Source organism: Streptomyces sedi (assembly GCF_006335015.1).
Taxonomy (GTDB): domain Bacteria; phylum Actinomycetota; class Actinomycetes; order Streptomycetales; family Streptomycetaceae; genus Streptomyces; species Streptomyces sedi.
On record NZ_VDGT01000005.1, the window covers coordinates 316,637 to 333,554 of the forward strand.

Annotated in this window: 9 protein-coding genes, 1 tRNA gene and 1 rRNA gene; 1 reads left to right on the forward strand and 10 read right to left on the reverse strand. The window is 71.0% G+C overall.

Annotated elements, in window-relative coordinates; all coding sequences use genetic code 11:
• Positions 1 to 34: 34 nt before the first annotated feature.
• The 8 genes from FH715_RS09725 to FH715_RS09760 form a co-directional block, all read right to left on the reverse strand.
• Positions 35 to 412 (reverse strand): helix-turn-helix domain-containing protein, encoded by a 378-nt coding sequence (locus FH715_RS09725; RefSeq protein WP_097232603.1) that lies wholly within the window; start codon positions 410 to 412, stop codon positions 35 to 37.
• A 95-nt stretch (positions 413 to 507) separates the two neighbouring features.
• On the reverse strand, positions 508 to 1,098 hold the full coding sequence (locus FH715_RS09730; protein WP_139643008.1) for a CinA family protein: 591 nt from the start codon (positions 1,096 to 1,098) through the stop codon (positions 508 to 510).
• Positions 1,088 to 1,726 (reverse strand): CDP-diacylglycerol--glycerol-3-phosphate 3-phosphatidyltransferase, encoded by a 639-nt coding sequence (gene pgsA, locus FH715_RS09735; protein ID WP_139643012.1) that lies wholly within the window; start codon positions 1,724 to 1,726, stop codon positions 1,088 to 1,090. Before pgsA ends, FH715_RS09730 begins: the two co-directional genes overlap by 11 nt.
• Positions 1,723 to 3,234, reverse strand: coding sequence for a 30S ribosomal protein S12 methylthiotransferase RimO (gene rimO / locus FH715_RS09740; RefSeq protein ID WP_139643015.1), 1,512 nt, complete (start codon positions 3,232 to 3,234; stop codon positions 1,723 to 1,725). The genes pgsA and rimO overlap by 4 nt, the downstream gene beginning before the upstream one ends.
• 64 nt (positions 3,235 to 3,298) lie before the next feature.
• Positions 3,299 to 4,114, reverse strand: a complete 816-nt coding sequence (locus FH715_RS09745; protein WP_139643018.1) for a helix-turn-helix domain-containing protein — start codon at positions 4,112 to 4,114, stop codon at positions 3,299 to 3,301.
• 177 nt (positions 4,115 to 4,291) lie between these two features.
• Positions 4,292 to 6,991 (reverse strand): DNA translocase FtsK, encoded by a 2,700-nt coding sequence (locus FH715_RS09750; protein ID WP_139643021.1) that lies wholly within the window; start codon positions 6,989 to 6,991, stop codon positions 4,292 to 4,294.
• Positions 6,992 to 7,092: 101 nt separating this feature from the next.
• Positions 7,093 to 7,770, reverse strand: a complete 678-nt coding sequence (locus tag FH715_RS09755; RefSeq protein WP_139643027.1) for a response regulator — start codon at positions 7,768 to 7,770, stop codon at positions 7,093 to 7,095.
• Between the two features lie 383 nt (positions 7,771 to 8,153).
• On the reverse strand, positions 8,154 to 13,595 hold the full coding sequence (locus tag FH715_RS09760) for a HAMP domain-containing protein (protein WP_246108658.1): 5,442 nt from the start codon (positions 13,593 to 13,595) through the stop codon (positions 8,154 to 8,156).
• 360 nt (positions 13,596 to 13,955) lie between these two features.
• On the opposite strand from FH715_RS09760, the gene FH715_RS09765 reads away from it, so the two are divergent.
• Positions 13,956 to 16,565, forward strand: a complete 2,610-nt coding sequence (locus FH715_RS09765) for a SpoIIE family protein phosphatase (protein WP_211367509.1) — start codon at positions 13,956 to 13,958, stop codon at positions 16,563 to 16,565.
• Positions 16,566 to 16,714: 149 nt separating this feature from the next.
• Here the strand turns inward: FH715_RS09765 and FH715_RS09770 are convergent.
• Positions 16,715 to 16,787: transfer RNA gene (locus tag FH715_RS09770), tRNA-Thr, on the reverse strand.
• A gap of 5 nt (positions 16,788 to 16,792) precedes the next feature.
• A 5S ribosomal RNA gene (rrf, locus tag FH715_RS09775) occupies positions 16,793 to 16,909 on the reverse strand.
• Between the last annotated feature and the right edge of the window lie 9 nt (positions 16,910 to 16,918).

Consider the following 16,918-nt stretch of genomic DNA (forward strand, 5'->3'; position numbering starts at 1 on the left):
CCAGGCGCACTCCGGCCGGAGGCGTGCCGCCCGGTCAGGCGGCGACCACGTCGACGGCCTCGGCCGGAGCCTTGATCGTGACGCGGTCTTCGGGACGGTGGGTGACGGGGGACACACGCACCGGGTTGAGCATCGGACGCATCGGGGGCACCGTGTCACTCGCGGCGGACTGGGCCAGCTCGGCGAGGGACAGCTCGTCGCTGACCTCACGCATCAGCTCCGACATCCGCAGCTCCAGTGCGTCGCAGATGGCGGCCAGCAGCTCGGAGGAAGCCTCCTTCTGTCCCCGCTCCACCTCGGAGAGGTACCCGAGGGAGACGCGGGCGGAAGAGGACACTTCGCGCAGGGTGCGGCCCTGATGTTGGCGCTGCCGACGCAGCACGTCACCCAACAGGCGACGGAGCAGGATCATCGGTGGCTCCCTCCTCGGACCGTTGGCCTCGCTAGCTTCATGCCCCACCGTACCGCTTCGGACTCCCCCCGCGCGGGGAGCGATGTCTTGTTCACTCAGGGCTGCAAACATCCATCCTCTCCGTTCTGTTCCGTATCCTGGCCCGGGCCCCGGCCCGGGTCCCGGTCCTTTCGGAAGTCCGCGTGCAGCAGCTCGTTCCGCAGCAGCGCGAGCACGGCCCGCACGCTCTCCGCGCGGATCGCGGCCCGATCACCGCGGAGACTCAGCCGCTGAGCCACGACTCCCCCCTTCCCCGGCGCCGAAACCGCGACGTGCACCGTGCCCACCGGCGCCCCGTCCTGCGGCTCCGGCCCCGCGACGCCGGTGGTCGCCACGCCCCAGTCCGCGCCCAGCAGCCGCCGGGCGCCGACGGCGAGCTGGCGGGCCACCTCCGCGTCCACCGCGCCCCGCTCGTCGAGGAGCGCGCCGCTGACCCCCAGCACCTCGCGCTTGACCTCGGAGGCGTAGGCGGTGACCGAGCCCCGGAACGCCCGGGAGGCCCCCGGGACGTCGGTGAGCGCCGCCGCCACCAGCCCGCCGGTCAGTGACTCGGCGACGGCCAGCGTCTGGCCGCGTCCCACCAGTATGCCCAGCACCTGTGACACCACGGGCGGCTCGTACGCCGCCTTTCCGCCATTACCGCCCATCGGTCCGCTCCCTCGCCAGCCCCCGACGTCGCAGGACCACAGCCTGCCGGACGTAGTCGAGCCCGGTCGCCACCGTCAACACGACGGCCAACGCCATCACCCACCAGCGGAGCGTGGCCAGCGGACCCGTCAGGGCGAGTATGTACATCCCGACGGCGATGCCCTGGGCCAGCGTCTTGAGCTTGCCGCCCCGGCTGGCCGGAATCACCCCGTGCCTGATCACCCAGAACCGCATCAGGGTGATCCCCAACTCCCGGACCAGTATGGTCGCCGTCACCCACCACGGCAGGTCGCCGAGGAGCGAGAGGCAGACCAACGCGGCCCCCATGATCGCCTTGTCGGCGATCGGGTCGGCGATCTTGCCGAAGTCCGTGACCAGGTTGTGGCGCCTGGCCAGCTCACCGTCGAACAGGTCGGTGATCATGGCGATCGAGAACGCCGCCCAGGCCAACGAACGCCAGGCCGGGTCGTGCCCGCCGTCGGCGAACATCAGCAGGACGAAGCCCGGGACCAGCAGCAGCCGGACCATGGTCAGGATGTTGGCGATGTTCCACAGACCGGGCGCTGCGGCACGCGCGCGGTCAGCCGTCCTGCCGCCCCCGGCGGCCGAGGCCGGCGTGGATGTCACCTTCCCGCCTCCGCGACGCCGGGGTCGGACACCGGCGCGATCTCGGCGAACAGGTCCACGCCCTGCGATCCCACGACCCTGGCGGGCACCAGGTCGCCGACGGCCGGCGCCCGGTCGCCCTTGGCGACCAGCAGCACCTGGCCGTCCGTCTCGGGCGCCTGGTGCGCGCCGCGCCCCACGGCCACCACGTCGCCGGGCGCGCCCGTGACATCGGTCTCGTCGTCGACGCCCACCGACTCGACCAGCACCAGCGTCTCCTCGCCCAGCCGCTCCTCGGCGCGCTGCGCGATCAGCTCGTCGGCCAGCTCGGAGACCCGCGCCAGCCGCTCGGCGACCACCTCGGGCGCCACCTTGTCCTCGTAGCCCGCGGCCTCGGTACCGTCCTCGTCCGAGTAGCCGAAGACCCCTATGGCGTCCAGCCGCGCCCCGGTGAGGAAGCGTTCCAGCTCGGCGAGGTCGGCCTCGGACTCCCCGGGGAAACCGACGATGAAGTTGGAGCGCACGCCGGCGTGCGGGGCCTTGTCCCTGATGCCGGCCAGCAACTCCAGGAAGCGGTCGGTGTCGCCGAACCTGCGCATCGCGCGCAGCACCCCGGGAGCCGAGTGCTGGAACGAGAGGTCGAAGTAGGGCGCGACCTTCTCCGTGCCGGTCAGCACGTCGATCAGCCCGGGCCGCATCTCGGCCGGCTGGAGGTAGCTCACCCTGATCCGCTCCAGCCCGTCCACCTCGGCCAGCTCCGCCAGCAGCGTCTCCAGCAGCCTGATGTCGCCCAGGTCCTTGCCGTAGGAGGTGTTGTTCTCGGAGACCAGCATGATCTCCCGCACCCCCTGCTCGGCCAGCCAGCGCGCCTCGTTCAGCACGTCGGAGGGGCGGCGGGAGATGAACGAGCCGCGGAAGGACGGGATGGCGCAGAACGTGCAGCGGCGGTCGCAGCCGGAGGCCAGCTTCACGGAGGCCACCGGGCTGCTGTCCAGCCGCCGCCGCAGCGGCGCGCGCGGCCCCGAGGCCGGGGCGAGGCCGTCGGGCAGGTCGCTGATCGCGCCGTGGCCCGGCAGGGCGACCTCGGTGCCCTGGCGCTCGGCCGGGCTGATCGGCAGCAGCTTGCGCCGGTCGCGCGGCACGTGCGGGGCGTGGGTGCCGCCGGAGAGGATGGTGTTGAGCCGTTCGGAGATGTCCGCGTAGTCGTCGAAGCCGAGGACACCGTCCGCCTCGGGCAGCGCCTCGGCGAGATCCTTGCCGTAGCGCTCCGCCATGCAGCCGACCGCGACGACGGCCTGGGTTCGGCCGCCGCCGTCCTTCAGCTCGTTGGCCTCCAGCAGGGCGTCGACGGAGTCCTTCTTGGCGGCGTCCACGAAGCCGCAGGTGTTGACGACGGCGACCTGGGCGTCGGCCGCGTCGTCGACCAGGTCCCAGCCGTCGGCGGCCAGCCGGCCGGCCAGCTCTTCGGAATCCACCTCGTTACGGGCGCATCCAAGGGTGACGAGGGCGACGGTGCGGCGTTCGGACATGCCAACAAGCCTACTTCGTTCCCGGCGGGCCGCCCGTCGCGGGCCGCCCGTCGGGGCCGCCCGCTCAGCCCTCCTCCGGGTCTCCCACGGTGTAGCTGAGGCGCTGGACCTGGCCGGGCTCGAAAACGTCCTCGATCTCGCTGCCGTTCACGTGCAGCTTGACGGCGCCCGCGTTGCCCAGCACCAGGTCGATCCGCTCGTCGTCGGTGAAGGTCTCCGAGGCGCCGTCCTCCAGGTTGCCCTCGAAGAGGACGCCGCCGCTGCTGTCCTTGACCGAGATCCAGCTGGTGCCCTCCATGCTGACCCGGATCGTCACCTTGTCCGCCGGTACACCGGCGACGGCGGACTCCGTCGGGGCCTCGGGCTCGGTCGGGTCGGGGCCCTGGCGCTCGGGTCCGTCACCGCCGGGGGAGTCCGCGCCCGGGGTCTCGGTGCGCTCCGCGACGGAACCGCCGCCGCCCCCCTCGTCCTCACCCGCGGAGAAGAACGTGAAGCCCACGAAGCCGATCACGACGACTATGGCCGCGACCATCGCCGCCGTCCAGTTGGGGCGGCGCGGCTCGGGGCGGATGCGCTCGGCCTCGAAGAGCGGCCCGGTGGGCAGCGACTCGTCGTGGTGGCCGTGCTGCGCGTTGTACAGCTCGATCAGCTCGGCGGGCTCCAGCCCGACGGCCCGCGCCAGGGTCCTGACGTGCCCGCGCGCGTAGACGTCGCCGCCGCAGCGCGAGAAGTCGTCCGCCTCGATGGCCCGCACGATCGGAATACGCACCCGGGTGGCCGAACTGACCTCGTCCACGGTCAGCTTCGCGTCGATGCGCGCCTGCTGGAGGGTACGACCGACAGAAGGCCGGTCCTTGGCTTTCTCGTTGCCGTGGGACACGGGGGCGCCTTTCGAGCGTGAAGCCGCGTGCTGTGCTTATCAGTCTAGGGGGGTCCGAAAAGGAACGGGCAACCGGGCGGGCGCATTCTGTCCGCCAACGGGATGGCGTTCCCCGGCCGCTCCCCCACGAGGAGCGGCCCCGGGTGGGCGCCCTCCGTGAAGTCGGCCCCTAGGCTGCTACTCCCCACGAATCAGCGTGAGCACACCATCGAGTTCGTCCGGCTTGATGAGCACGTCCCTGGCCTTCGAACCCTCGCTCGGCCCGACCACCCCGCGCGACTCCATCAGGTCCATCAGCCGGCCGGCCTTGGCGAAGCCGACCCGCAGCTTGCGCTGGAGCATGGAGGTCGAGCCGAACTGTGTGGAGACCACCAGCTCGGCGGCCTGGCACAGCAGGTCGAGGTCGTCGCCGATCTCCTCGTCGATCTGCTTCTTCTGCTTCGTCCCCGTCGTCACGTCGTCGCGGAAGGTCGGCGCCATCTGCGCCTTGCAGTGCTCGACGACCTGGGCGACCTCCTCCTCCGTGACGAAGGCGCCCTGCATCCGCGTCGGCTTGTTCGCGCCCATCGGCAGGAAGAGGGCGTCGCCCTTGCCGATCAGCTTCTCCGCGCCCTGCTGGTCGAGGATGACGCGGCTGTCCGCCAGCGAGGAGGTCGCGAACGCCAGCCGCGAGGGCACGTTGGCCTTGATCAGACCGGTGACCACGTCCACGCTCGGCCGCTGGGTCGCCAGCACCAGGTGGATGCCGGCGGCCCTGGCGAGCTGGGTGATGCGCACGATGGCGTCCTCGACGTCGCGCGGCGCCACCATCATCAGGTCGGCCAGCTCGTCGACGATCACCAACAGGTACGGGTACGGCGCCAGTTCGCGCTCGCTGCCCTCGGGAACCTTCGCCTTCCCCGCGCGCACCGCCGCGTTGAAGTCGTCGATGTGGCGGTAGCCGTACGCCGCCAGGTCGTCGTACCGCAGGTCCATCTCGCGCACCACCCACTGGAGCGCCTCGGCGGCCCGCTTGGGGTTGGTGATGATCGGGGTGATCAGGTGCGGGATGCCCTCGTAGGCGGTCAGCTCCACCCGCTTGGGGTCGACCAGGACCAGCCGCACCTCCTCCGGGGTCGACCGCATCATGATGGAGGTGATCAGGCAGTTGACGCAGGACGACTTGCCGGAGCCGGTGGCGCCGGCCACCAGCATGTGCGGCATCCGCGCCAGGTCGGCCATCACATAGCCGCCCTCGACGTCCTTGCCGAGCCCGACCAGCAGCGGGCGCCCGTCGCCCATGGCGTCGGTGGTGCGCAGCACGTCCCCGAGGTTGACCATCTCGCGGTCGCTGTTGGGGATCTCGATGCCGACGGCCGACTTCCCCGGGATCGGGCTGATGATCCGCACGTCCGGGCTGGCCACCGCGTACGCGATGTTCTTGGTCAGCGCGGTGATCTTCTCCACCTTGACGGCGGGGCCCAGCGACACCTCGTAACGGGTGACCGTCGGCCCCCGTGTGAAGCCGGTGACCCGGGCGTCGACCTTGAACTCCGTGAAGACCGTGCTCAGCGACTCCACCACCGCGTCGTTGGCCGCGCTGCGGGTCCGGCCGGGACCGCCCCTGCTCAGCAGCTCGACGGAGGGCAGCGAGTAGCTGACGTCGCCCGCCAGTCGCAGTTGTTCGGCGCGCGGCGGCAGCGGCTCGCTGGGGGCCGGCGCCGGCTTGGTCAGATCGGGCACCCCGCCCGTCGCCCCGTGCGCGGCGGGCTCCTCGGCGTCCGGCGGCGTCGCCCCCGTGGCCTTGCGCCGTTCCCCCGCCGAAATCCGGCTGCTGATGTCCGCGACCGAGGGCGAGGGCGGCACCCCGTGCAGCACCGCTCCGTCCAGCGCGGCGGCGGCCTCCGCCGCCACGTCCACCGGGTCGGAACCGGAACGGCGCGCGCCCCGGCGCTTGCGGCGCGACTCCGGCGCGCGCTTCTCGGCGCGCTCCCCGCTGAGTCCCGAGGCGGGCGCGCCCTGCCCCACCGACCAGTCCGTCTCGTCCGGCTCCGGCGCGTCGTCCCACTCGTCCGGGTCCTGCCGCCGCCGGCCGCGCGAGGCGCGCTCCACCGGCCGGTCGTCGATCCCGTCGTGCGAGGCCCGCTCCGACGGCTCCCACACCCCCAGCCTCGTCAGCCCCTGCCCCAGCCTGCGGGGGATCGCGTTGACCGGCGTCGCCGTGACCACCAGCAAGCCGAAGACGGTCAACAGCGTCAACAAGGCCATCGCCAGCGGCTCGCCCATCGCCAGGATCAGAGGGCGGGAGGCGGCCCACCCGATGTGGCCCCCCGTGTCCCGCAACGCCTGGGCGCCCTCGCTGCGCCCCGGGGCGCCGGTGAAGACGTGGACCAGCCCCAGCACTCCGATGAGCAGGGCCGTCAGACCGATGACGATCCGGCCGTTGGCGTCCTCCCGCTCGGGGTGGATGAACAGCCGCACGGCGACGAAGCCGAGCAGCACGGGGAAGACCAGGTCGAGCCGGCCGAGCGCCCCGGTGATCAGCATGGTGACCAGGTCGCCGACGGGCCCCTGGAGGTTGGACCAGGTACCGGCCGCCGCGACCAGGGCCAGGCCGAGCAGCAGCAGCGCCACGCCGTCCTTGCGGTGCGCGGGGTCCAGGCCCTTGGCGCCGCGCCCTATCCCGCGCAGCACGTGGCCCAGCGGACGCGCCAGCCCGAGCCACGTGCGGCGCACGACACGCAGCGCGAGGTTTCTGGACGGCGCCGGCTTCGGGGGCGGCTTTCTCGCCGACGCCTTCTTGGCGGCGGACTTCTTCGCCGGCGCCTTCTTGGCTGGCGCCGGCTTCCGGGCGCCGCGCGCGCCGGCGGAACCCTTGCCGGAGGTGGATGGGGCCATGGGGGTGAGGCTACCGGGGTCTGGCAGCCGGGGCACGGAACACGTGCCCCGAACGCCCACCGACCTCGGCGAACGGCCGGTCGGGACCGGCCGACACCGCGTCAACCCTGGTGCGACTCCACCGACTTGGGCTCGGCCGACCCCGGCTGCAACGCGTCCAGCGCCCTCCGCAGCCCGAACAGCTTGCGCTCCAGGTGGGCGGCCGTCGAGACCGCGGCGCCACCGCCCGACTCGGCCAACTCCTTGGACAGCGCCTCCGCCTGCTCCTCGGCGGCGGCCAACCGCGCCGACAGCTCGGGCAGCAGCCCGCCCGCGCCCCGGTCGCCCTCGCCCTGCGCGTGGCCGGCGTCCAACTCCCGGCGCAGCAGCACCGCCTGCTCGTGGAGCTGCACGTTCTTCATGTGGAGGTCGACGAAGACCGAGACCTTGGCACGCAGCACCCACGGGTCGAACGGCTTCGAGATGTAGTCGACGGCACCCGCCGCATAGCCTCGGAACGTGTGGTGGGGACCGTGGTTGATCGCCGTGAGAAAGATGATGGGAATATCGCGGGTGCGCTCGCGGCGCTTGATGTGGGCCGCGGTCTCGAAGCCGTCCATCCCCGGCATCTGGACATCCAGCAGGATGACCGCGAAGTCCTCTGTGAGCAGCGCCTTGAGCGCTTCCTCCCCTGACGACGCCCGGACCAGTGTCTGATCGAGCGCTGAAAGGATCGCCTCCAGCGCAAGCAGATTCTCGGGCCGGTCATCGACCAGGAGGATCTTGGCCTTCTGCACCATGGCCCGTCCTCCTCGCCCCTGCGGCGCCCCGGGGCGCCGCCGTCGTGGACGGCACCCTCACGCCGTCCGGTCCTGTGCCGGACATGTTGACATCACCGCCGGCGCTGGTGCCAGCAGACCCCGGTTGTCGCCCCAAACGTGCGACAACGTCGGGAACCCCCGCGACTCACACGAGAGGCTGACAACGCTCCGGCTGCGACCTCGACCGTACCGGCAGTACTCGTTCGCCCGTCCAGCACTCCACGCTCAGACCAACGGGTGATTGGCGCATCGCGCTGCGTCACGATAGCACGCCCCCGAAAGCCCCTGCGAGCTGAACTGCGCGCAACGGGAAAACGGTTGCTCACCCCGGATGGTTCCACATCCGGGGTGAGCGTGACAGATCATTCCCCGCCGCCGTCGTTGACCCACAGCGCCATCACCGAGAAGAGCTCGGCGACATCCACCGGCTTGGTCACGTGCGCCGAGGCCCCGGCCCGGATGGTCTTGTCCCGGTCGCCCTTCATCGCCTTCGCCGTCAACGCGATGATCGGCAGCTTGGCGAACTGGGGCATCTTGCGGATCGCCTCGGTCGTGGCGTAGCCGTCCATCTCCGGCATCATGATGTCCATCAGGACCAGCATCACGTCCTCGTTGGACTCCAGGACCTCGATGCCCTCCCGCCCGTTCTCCGCGTAGAGCACCACGATGCCGCTGCCCTCCAGCACGCTGGTCAGCGCGAAGACGTTCCGCACGTCGTCGTCGACGATCAGCACCTTCCGGCCCTGGAACTCCCTGCGGTAGTCCCTCGGTTCCGCCAGGGCCGGCACCACCTCACCGGTCACCTCGGCCACCGGCTCGTCCTCGGCCGCCGCGTCGGGCTCCTCGCGGTCCCGGTCGCGGTGACGCCTGGTCAGCGACTCCGCCGCCTCCTCGGCCGCCGCCGACGCCCGCCGGCGCTGCGCCTCCGCGTCACCGACCGCGCCGGGCGCGGCGGGAAGCGCGTCGTTCGCGCCCTCCCCCGCCCCCGGCTCGTCCTCCGGCGCCGCCAACAGGGCCTTGATGCGGTTCTCCGGCCGCGGCGGCAGCGCCCGCGCGCCCTCCGAAGCGCCCTGCCCCGGCGTCAACTGCCCGTAGCCGGGCGGCGGCAGCTCCGCCGGCTGCAACGGCAGGAAGAGCGTGAACGTGGACCCCCGGCCCGGCTCGCTCGCCGCGTGGATCTCCCCGCCGAGCAGCCGAGCGATCTCCCGGCTGATCGACAGCCCCAGACCCGTGCCGCCGTACTTGCGGCTGGTCGTGCCGTCCGCCTGCTTGAACGCCTCGAAGATCACGGCCATCTTGCTGGCCGCGATACCGATCCCGGTGTCCGAGACGGCGAACGCGATCAGCTGCGCGTCCGCCGACAGCACCGAGCCGTTCTCCAGCATCTGCTCCCTGATCGAGTCCGGCACCTCACCGCCCGCCGGCCTGATCACCAGCTCCACCGCGCCGGTCTCGGTGAACTTCACCGCGTTCGACAGCAGGTTCCGCAGCACCTGGAGCAGCCGCTGCTCGTCCGTGTTCAGCGTGGACGGCAGCTCCGGCGAGACCCGCACCGAGAACTCCAGGCTCTTCTCCGCCGTCAGCGGCCGGAACGACGCCTCGATGTAGTCCACCAGCTGCACCAGCGCGATCCTGGTCGGGCTGACGTCCATCTTGCCCGCCTCGACCTTCGACAGGTCCAGGATGTCGTTGATCAGCTGCAACAGGTCCGAACCCGCGCCGTGGATCGTCTCCGCGAACTCCACCTGCTTCGGCGAAAGGTTGCCCTCCGCGTTGTCCGCCAGCAGCTTGGCCAGGATCAGCAGCGAGTTCAGCGGGGTCCGCAGCTCGTGCGACATGTTCGCCAGGAACTCCGACTTGTACCGCATCGAGACCGCCAACTGCTCGGCGCGCTCCTGGAGTCCGCGCCTGGCCTCCTCGATCTCCGAGTTCTTCACCTCGATGTTGCGGTTGGTCTCCGCGAGCAGGTCCGCCTTGTGCTTCAGCTCCGCGTTGGACTCCTGGAGCGCCTTCCGCTGCCGCTCCAGCTCGCCCGAGCGTTCCTGGAGCTGCTCCGCCAGCTCCTGCGACTGCTCCAACAGCATCTCGGTCCTGGTGTTGACGCTGATGGTGTTGACGCTCGTCGCGATCATCTCCGCCATCTGGCTCAGGAAGTCGCGCTCGATCTGGGTGAACGGCTTGAACGACGCCAGCTCCAGCACGCCCAGCACCCGGCTCTCGAAGAGCACCGGCAGCACGATCCCGTTCACCGGAGGCGCCTCGCCCAGCCCCGAGGAGATCTTCAGATAACCGGGCGGCGTCGGCCCGACCTCGATCGGGCGACGCTCCTCCGCGGCCGTGCCGATCAACGACTCCCCCGGCCGGAAGGACATCGCCTGGCTGCCCGCCGCGTACCCGTAGGACCCGATCATCCGCAGCTCGTAGGCGCCGCCCTCCCCCGGGCCGGCGACCACGTCCCGGTCCCCGTCGGCCGGAACGGCCAGGAAGAACGCCCCGTGCTGCGCCGTGACCGCCGGCGCCAGCTCGCTCATGATCAGCCGCGCCACGTCCTTCAGGTCCCGCCGCCCCTGCATCAGCGCCGAGATCCGGGCCAGGTTGCTCTTCAGCCAGTCCTGCTCCTTGTTGGCCAGCGTGGCCTCGCGCAGGTTGCTGATCATGGTGTTGACGTTCTCCTGGACCACCAGGATCTCGCCCGCCGCGTCGGTGTCGATCCGCACGCTGTGATCGCCCCTGGTCACGAACGTCGCGACCCGGGCGATGCCCCGCACCTGACGGGTCAGATTGCCCGCCATCTCGTTCACCGAGTCGGTCAGGTCCTTCCAGGTACCGGCCACTCCCGGCACCCGCGCCTGACCGCCCAACTGCCCCTCGGTACCCACCTCGCGGGCGACCTTGGTCACCTGGTCGGCGAAGACCGACAGCTGCTCCACCATCGTGTTGAGGGTGTCCTTCAGCTCCAGGATCTCGCCCCGGGCGTCGATGTCGATCTTCCTGGTCAGGTCGCCCTTGGCGATCGCCGTGGTGACCTGCGTGATGTTGCGCACCTGACCGGTCAGGTTGGACGCCATCGAGTTGACCGACTCCGTCAGGTCCTTCCACGTGCCGGAGACCCCCGGCACCTTCGCCTGACCGCCCAGCCTGCCGTCCGTGCCCACCTCGCGGGCCACCCGCGTCACCTCGGCGGCGAACGACGACAGCGTCGTCACCATCCGGTTGACCGTGTCGGCGAGCTGCGCCACCTCGCCACTGGCCTGCACGGTGACCTTCTTGGACAGGTCGCCGTTGGCCACCGCCGTCGCGACCTCGGAGATGTTCCGCACCTGACTGGTCAGGTTGCGGGCCATCAGGTTGACGTTGTTCGTCAGGTCCTTCCACGTCCCCGACACCCCGCGCACCTGCGCCTGGCCGCCCAACTGCCCCTCGGTGCCCACCTCGCGGGCCACCCGCGAGACCTGCTCGGCGAACGAGGACAACTGGTCCACCATGGTGTTCACGGTGGTCACCAGCTCCAGGATCTCGCCCCTGGCGTCCACCGTGATCTTCTTCGTCAGGTCACCCCGGGCGACCGCGGTGGTCACCTCCGCGATGTTCCGCACCTGCGACGTCAGGTTGTTGGCCATGCTGTTGACGGACTGCGTCAGGTCCTTCCACGTCCCCGACACCCCGTCCACCCGCGCCTGGCCGCCCAACCGGCCCTCGGTGCCCACCTCGACGGCCACCCTCGTGACCTGCTCGGCGAAGGACGACAGCTGGTCGACCATCGTGTTCAGCGTGTCCTTCAGCTCCAGGATCTCGCCCTGGGCATCCACCGTGATCTTCTGCGACAGGTCGCCGCGGGCGACCGCCGTCGCGACCCCCGCGATGTTCCGCACCTGGTCCGTCAGGTTCGACGCCATCCCGTTGACGGAGTCGGTCAGGTCGCGCCACACACCGGCCACGCCCGGCACCTGGGCCTGACCACCGAGCCTGCCCTCCGTGCCCACGTCCCGCGAGACCCGGGTCACCTGGTCGGCGAAGAGCGACAACTGGTCCACCATGCGGTTGACCGTGTTCTTCAGTTCGAGGATCTCGCCCCTGGCGTCCACCTCGATCTTCTGCGACAGGTCGCCCCGCGCCACGGCGGTGGTCACCTGCGCGATGTTCCGCACCTGGTCCGTCAGGTTGTCAGCCATCTGGTTGACGGAGTTGGTCAGGTCCTTCCACGTCCCCGACACCCCGTCCACCTGGGCCTGGCCACCCAGCCTGCCCTCGATGCCGACCTCGGTGGAGACCCGCGTCACCTGCTCGGCGAACGAGGAGAGCTGGTCCACCATGCGGTTCACGGTGTTCTTCAGCTCCAGCATCTCGCCGGAGACATCCACCGTCACCTTCTGCGACAGGTCACCGTTCGCGACCGCCGTCGTCACCTGCGCGATGTTGCGGACCTGACCGGTGAGGTTGCGGAACGCCGTGTTGACGGAGTCCGTCAGGTCCTTCCAGGCTCCCGCCACCCCCAGCACCGACGCCTGCCCGCCCAGCGCGCCCTCGTCGCCGATCTCCCGGGCCACCCGCGTGACCTGCGACTGGAACGACGACAGCTGGTCCACCATCGTGTTCACGGTGTTCTTCAGCTCCAGCATCTCGCCGGAGACATCCACCGTCACCTTCTGCGACAGGTCACCGTTCGCCACGGCCGTCGTCACCTGCGCGATGTCCCGCACCTGATCCGTCAGGTTGCGGAACGCCATGTTGACCGAGTCGGTCAGATCCTTCCAACGCCCCGAGACGCCCGGCACCTTCGCCTGGCTGCCCAACGTGCCCTGCGTGCCGATCTGCACGGCCGCCGCCGTCACCTCGTCGGCGAAGCCGCGCAGCGTCTCCGTCATCCCGTTGATGGTCTCCGCGAGCTGGGCCACCTCGCCCCGCGCGTTCACCATCACCCGCTGCGCCAGGTCGCCGTCGGCCACCGCGGTCGTCACCCGGGCGATCTCCCGGACCTGGTCCGTCAGGTTGCCCGCCATCAGGTTCACCGAGTCGGTCAGGTCCTTCCAGACCCCCGAGACCCCGTCCACCCGCGCCTGGCCACCCAGCTGCCCCTCGGTGCCCACCTCGCGGGCCACCCGCGTGACCTCGGACTGGAACGAGGACAGCTGGTCGACCATCGTGTTGACGGTGTTCTTCAACTCCAGCATCTCGCCGGCCACATGAACCGTGACCTTGCGCCCCAGGTCACCGTCGGCCACCGCCTTGGTCACCACCGAGATGTCCCGCACCTGCGCCGTCAGCCGCGACGCCATGGTGTTGACGGACTCGGTCAGGTCCTTCCAGGTGCCGGAGACCCCCGGCACCCGCGCCTGCCCGCCCAGCTTGCCCTCGGTGCCCACCTCGCTGGCGACCCGCGTCACCTCGTCGGTGAACTCCGACAGCTGGTCGACCAGCCCGTTGACCGTCCGCCCCACCTTCAGGAACTCGCCCCGCAGCGGCCGGCCGACCCCCGAGTCCGACTGGGCGCGCAGATCCATCCGCTGCTCCAGGTCGCCCTCGGCCACCGCCGTCAGCACCCGGCCCACCTCGGAGACCGGCCGCCCCAGGTCCTCGACCAGGTCGTTGGCGTCGTCGATCGCCTTGGCCCAGGCGCCCTCGCACAGCCCGGTCTCCATCCGCTCCGAGAGCTTCCCCTCCCGGCCGACCACCCGACGCACCCGCGTCAGCTGCCCGGTGAGCTGGAGCCCACGGTCGGCGACCTCGTTGTAGACCGCGGCGATCTCGGCCATCGGGCCCTCGCCGGCGACCGTCAGGCGCTTGCGCAGATGACCGTCCCGCATCGACTCCAGAGCCGAGAGCAGTCGGTTCAGCGCCGCGGCGTCCACCTCGACGGTGGCACCCGGCCGGGGCTTCACCGCCCGGCCTCGCCGCTGGCCTCGCGACACTGCTCCGTCAGACACCACTGTGTCCCTCCCACGGGGGTCGATCATCTCGCCCTGCACTGCACATCGGGCCCTCCCAGTGTTTCACTCCGGAAGGACCGGGCGATAACAGTTCGGCAGCATCGCATACCACCGATTTCCCGGTCAGGGGGAATTCGGTGGACGCACCGTCCGCCAAGCCGCCGGACGTCAGTAACCTGGGCACCCGAGCAGCCCACGGCACCGGAGTGTGCCGAGAACGACCATTGGGGGAGTGACGTGATCACCGCGCGCGCTGCGGCCACCTTCGAGCCGGTAGGACGCTCGGTCGCGACCGCGCGGGGCTTCGTCCGCGACACCCTTCAGGGTTGGGGCCTCGCCGAGCTCATCGAGGACGCCGTCGTCCTGACCAGCGAGCTGGTCACCAACGCGGTGGTGCACGCCGGCACCTCCGCCGAGGTCCGCTGTCTCCGCGACGAACAGGGCGTCCGCGTCGAGGTCGTCGACCGCCACCCGGAGCGCGGGCTGCCGCTCGCCGAGGTCTCCCGGGGCCGCGTCGACCTCAACAGCGAGGGCGGCCGGGGCCTGATGCTCTGCGCCGCGCTCGCCGACCGCTGGGGCGTCGACTACACGACCACCGACAAGTGCGTGTGGTTCCGCCTCGACCAGCAGACCACCGCCGTCGGCACCCGCACCGCGGGGCCGATCCTCCCCGCCGACCTGTTGCCGGAGACCGACGCCCGAGTCCGTGTCGCCGTCGTCGAGGTCGACCGGGTCGACGCCATCACCAGCTGGAACGACGACGCGCGGCAGCTCTTCGGCTACACGGCCGAGCAGGTCGTCGGCAAGCCGCTCGCCGACCTCGCCGCCTGGCCGCAGACCCCGGGCACCGGCACCGGCATCGCCGAGGCGCTGCTCCTCTCCCGCTGGGAGGGCAGCTACGGCGTCCGCGACTCCCAGGGCCGCACCGTCCCCGTCTACGCCTGCCACCTGCGCATCCGCGACGCCCACGGGGAGCCTTCCACGGTCTGTCTGATCGTCCGCGACCACGAGCGCGCGATCCTCCAGAGCCCGGTCCGGCTGCCTTCACACGGCGCCAACGGGGGCGAGTCACGCGACCGCACCGGCGACTCGCTCGACGCGCTCATCGGCTCTCCCCCGCCGGACGACCTCGACGGCCTGCTCCAGCGGACCGTCGAACGCGCCCGCGACATGCTCGACGGCGACGCCGCCTTCCTGCTGCTCGCCACCGACGACGAGACGGAGCTTGAGGTCCGCGCGACCACCGGGCTGCCCTCGGCACGCCAGCGCTTCGCACGCGTCCCCGTGGAGACCGGCAGCGGGCGCTACGGATCCGCCCGGATGCCCTCGGTCCACCCGGACCTGGCGCACACCCCGGGCGCCGTGCCGCTGCTGTCCGGAACGGGGATGCACGCGGTCGTCACGGTCCCGCTGAAGGTCGAGGGCCGGCTCACCGGCTCCCTCGGCGTCGCGTCCGAGACCCCCGAGCGCTTCAGCAACGAGGAGGCGCTCCGCCTCCAGTTCGCCGCCGACCGCATCGCGCTGGCCGTCGAGTCCGCCAGGCTCACCGAGTTGGAACGGCTGCGCAGGGGCTCGCTCGCCTTCCTCGTGGAGGCGTCCGAGCTGCTCGCCGGAACGCTGGACCGCAACCAGACGCTGGCGCTGATGGCCCAGATGACCGTCCCGACCCTGGCGACCTGGTGCGCCGTCTACACGATCCCCGAGCCGGGCTCGGAGCCCGTGCTCTCCTATGTGCTGCACGAGGACGAGGAGCGGATCGACGGCATCAAGGCCCTGTTGGAGCGCGTCGACGCGCCCGCGCCGGATCTCGCGCTGGGCGTGCGCCCCTGGAACGCGCCCTCGGACGCGGCGCGCAACACCGCGCTGCGCACCTCGCTGCGCAGCCTCGCGCTCGGTGGGCGCCCGCCGTCGGATACCCCGGGCACCAGCCTGACCACGGCCCAGGCCGTGGGTGGTGAGACGGTGGTGCTGCCACTCGTCGCACGGAATCGCGTGATCGGGCTGCTGGCCCTCGGCAAGCCGACGGACGAGCGGTTCCGTCAGGACATTCTGGAGCTGGCCGAGGACCTCTCCCGCCGGGCCGCCCTCGCGCTGGACAACGCCCGGCTCTACAGCGAGCGGACGGCGATCAGCCAGTCCCTGCAACGCAGCCTGCTGCCCCCGGAGTTGCCGGCGATCGACAACGTCGAGGTGGAGGTCATCTACCGCGCGGCCGGCGAGGGCAACGAGGTCGGCGGAGACTTCTACGACCTGTTCCCGATCCGCGAGGGCGTCTACGGCTTCGCCATCGGCGATGTCTGCGGCACGGGTCCCGAGGCCGCGGCCGTGACGGGGCTCGCGCGGCACGCGCTGCGGCTGCTGGCCCGCGAGGGCCTGGGCGGCCCCGCGGTGCTGGAGCGGCTCAACGCGGCGATCCTGGAGGAGGGGCCGCGGGCGCGCTTTCTCACCCTGCTGTACGGGGAGTTGTGGCCCCAGCCCTCGGGCGGCGCGCTGCTGAAGATGGTCTGCGCGGGCCACCCGCTGCCGATGCGCCTGGCCCCCGACGGCACGGTGGAGTCCGCCGCGAGCCCCCAGCCGCTGCTCGGCGTGATGGACGATCTGGAGCTCTTCGAGCAGACGGCGACGCTGGACCCGGGCGACGTGCTGCTGTGTGTCACGGACGGCGTCACCGAACGCCGGGAGGGCACCCGCATGTTGGGCGACGACGGCCTGGCGGACGTGCTCAGCAACTGCACGGGCCTCACCGCGGGCGCGGTCGCCGCGCGGGTGCTGCGAGCGGTGGAACGCTTCGCCTCCGACGCCCCGTCGGACGACATGGCCATTCTGACGTTGCGTATCCCCGAGTAGGGGGAGAGCGGGCAAACGCGAAAGGGCCGGACCACGTGGTGGTCCGGCCCTTGTGCACTGTCGAGCATCGTCTGTATCTGGTGTGCGTCATTCGCCCTGACACACAAAAACCCCCGCCGAAGTGGCGAGGGTTTTACTGAGAAGCTGTGAGCCCCAAAACGGAATCGAACCGTTGACCTTCTCCTTACCATGGAGACGCTCTGCCGACTGAGCTATTGGGGCGTTATGTCCGGCGGCGTCCTACTCTCCCACACGGTCCCCCATGCAGTACCATCGGCGCTGAAGAGCTTAGCTTCCGGGTTCGGAATGTAACCGGGCGTTTCCTCTCCGCCATGACCACCGGAACCCTAAAA

Coding starts and splice junctions, on each gene's coding strand:
- FH715_RS09750 (WP_139643021.1), bottom strand. CDS start 6,991: ATGGCCCCATCCACCTCCGGCAAGGGTTCCGCCGGCGCGCGCGGCGCC.
- FH715_RS09755 (WP_139643027.1), bottom strand. CDS start 7,770: ATGGTGCAGAAGGCCAAGATCCTCCTGGTCGATGACCGGCCCGAGAAT.
- FH715_RS09730 (WP_139643008.1), bottom strand. CDS start 1,098: ATGGGCGGTAATGGCGGAAAGGCGGCGTACGAGCCGCCCGTGGTGTCA.
- rimO (WP_139643015.1), bottom strand. CDS start 3,234: ATGTCCGAACGCCGCACCGTCGCCCTCGTCACCCTTGGATGCGCCCGT.
- FH715_RS09725 (WP_097232603.1), bottom strand. CDS start 412: ATGATCCTGCTCCGTCGCCTGTTGGGTGACGTGCTGCGTCGGCAGCGC.
- FH715_RS09760 (WP_246108658.1), bottom strand. CDS start 13,595: ATGCGGGACGGTCATCTGCGCAAGCGCCTGACGGTCGCCGGCGAGGGC.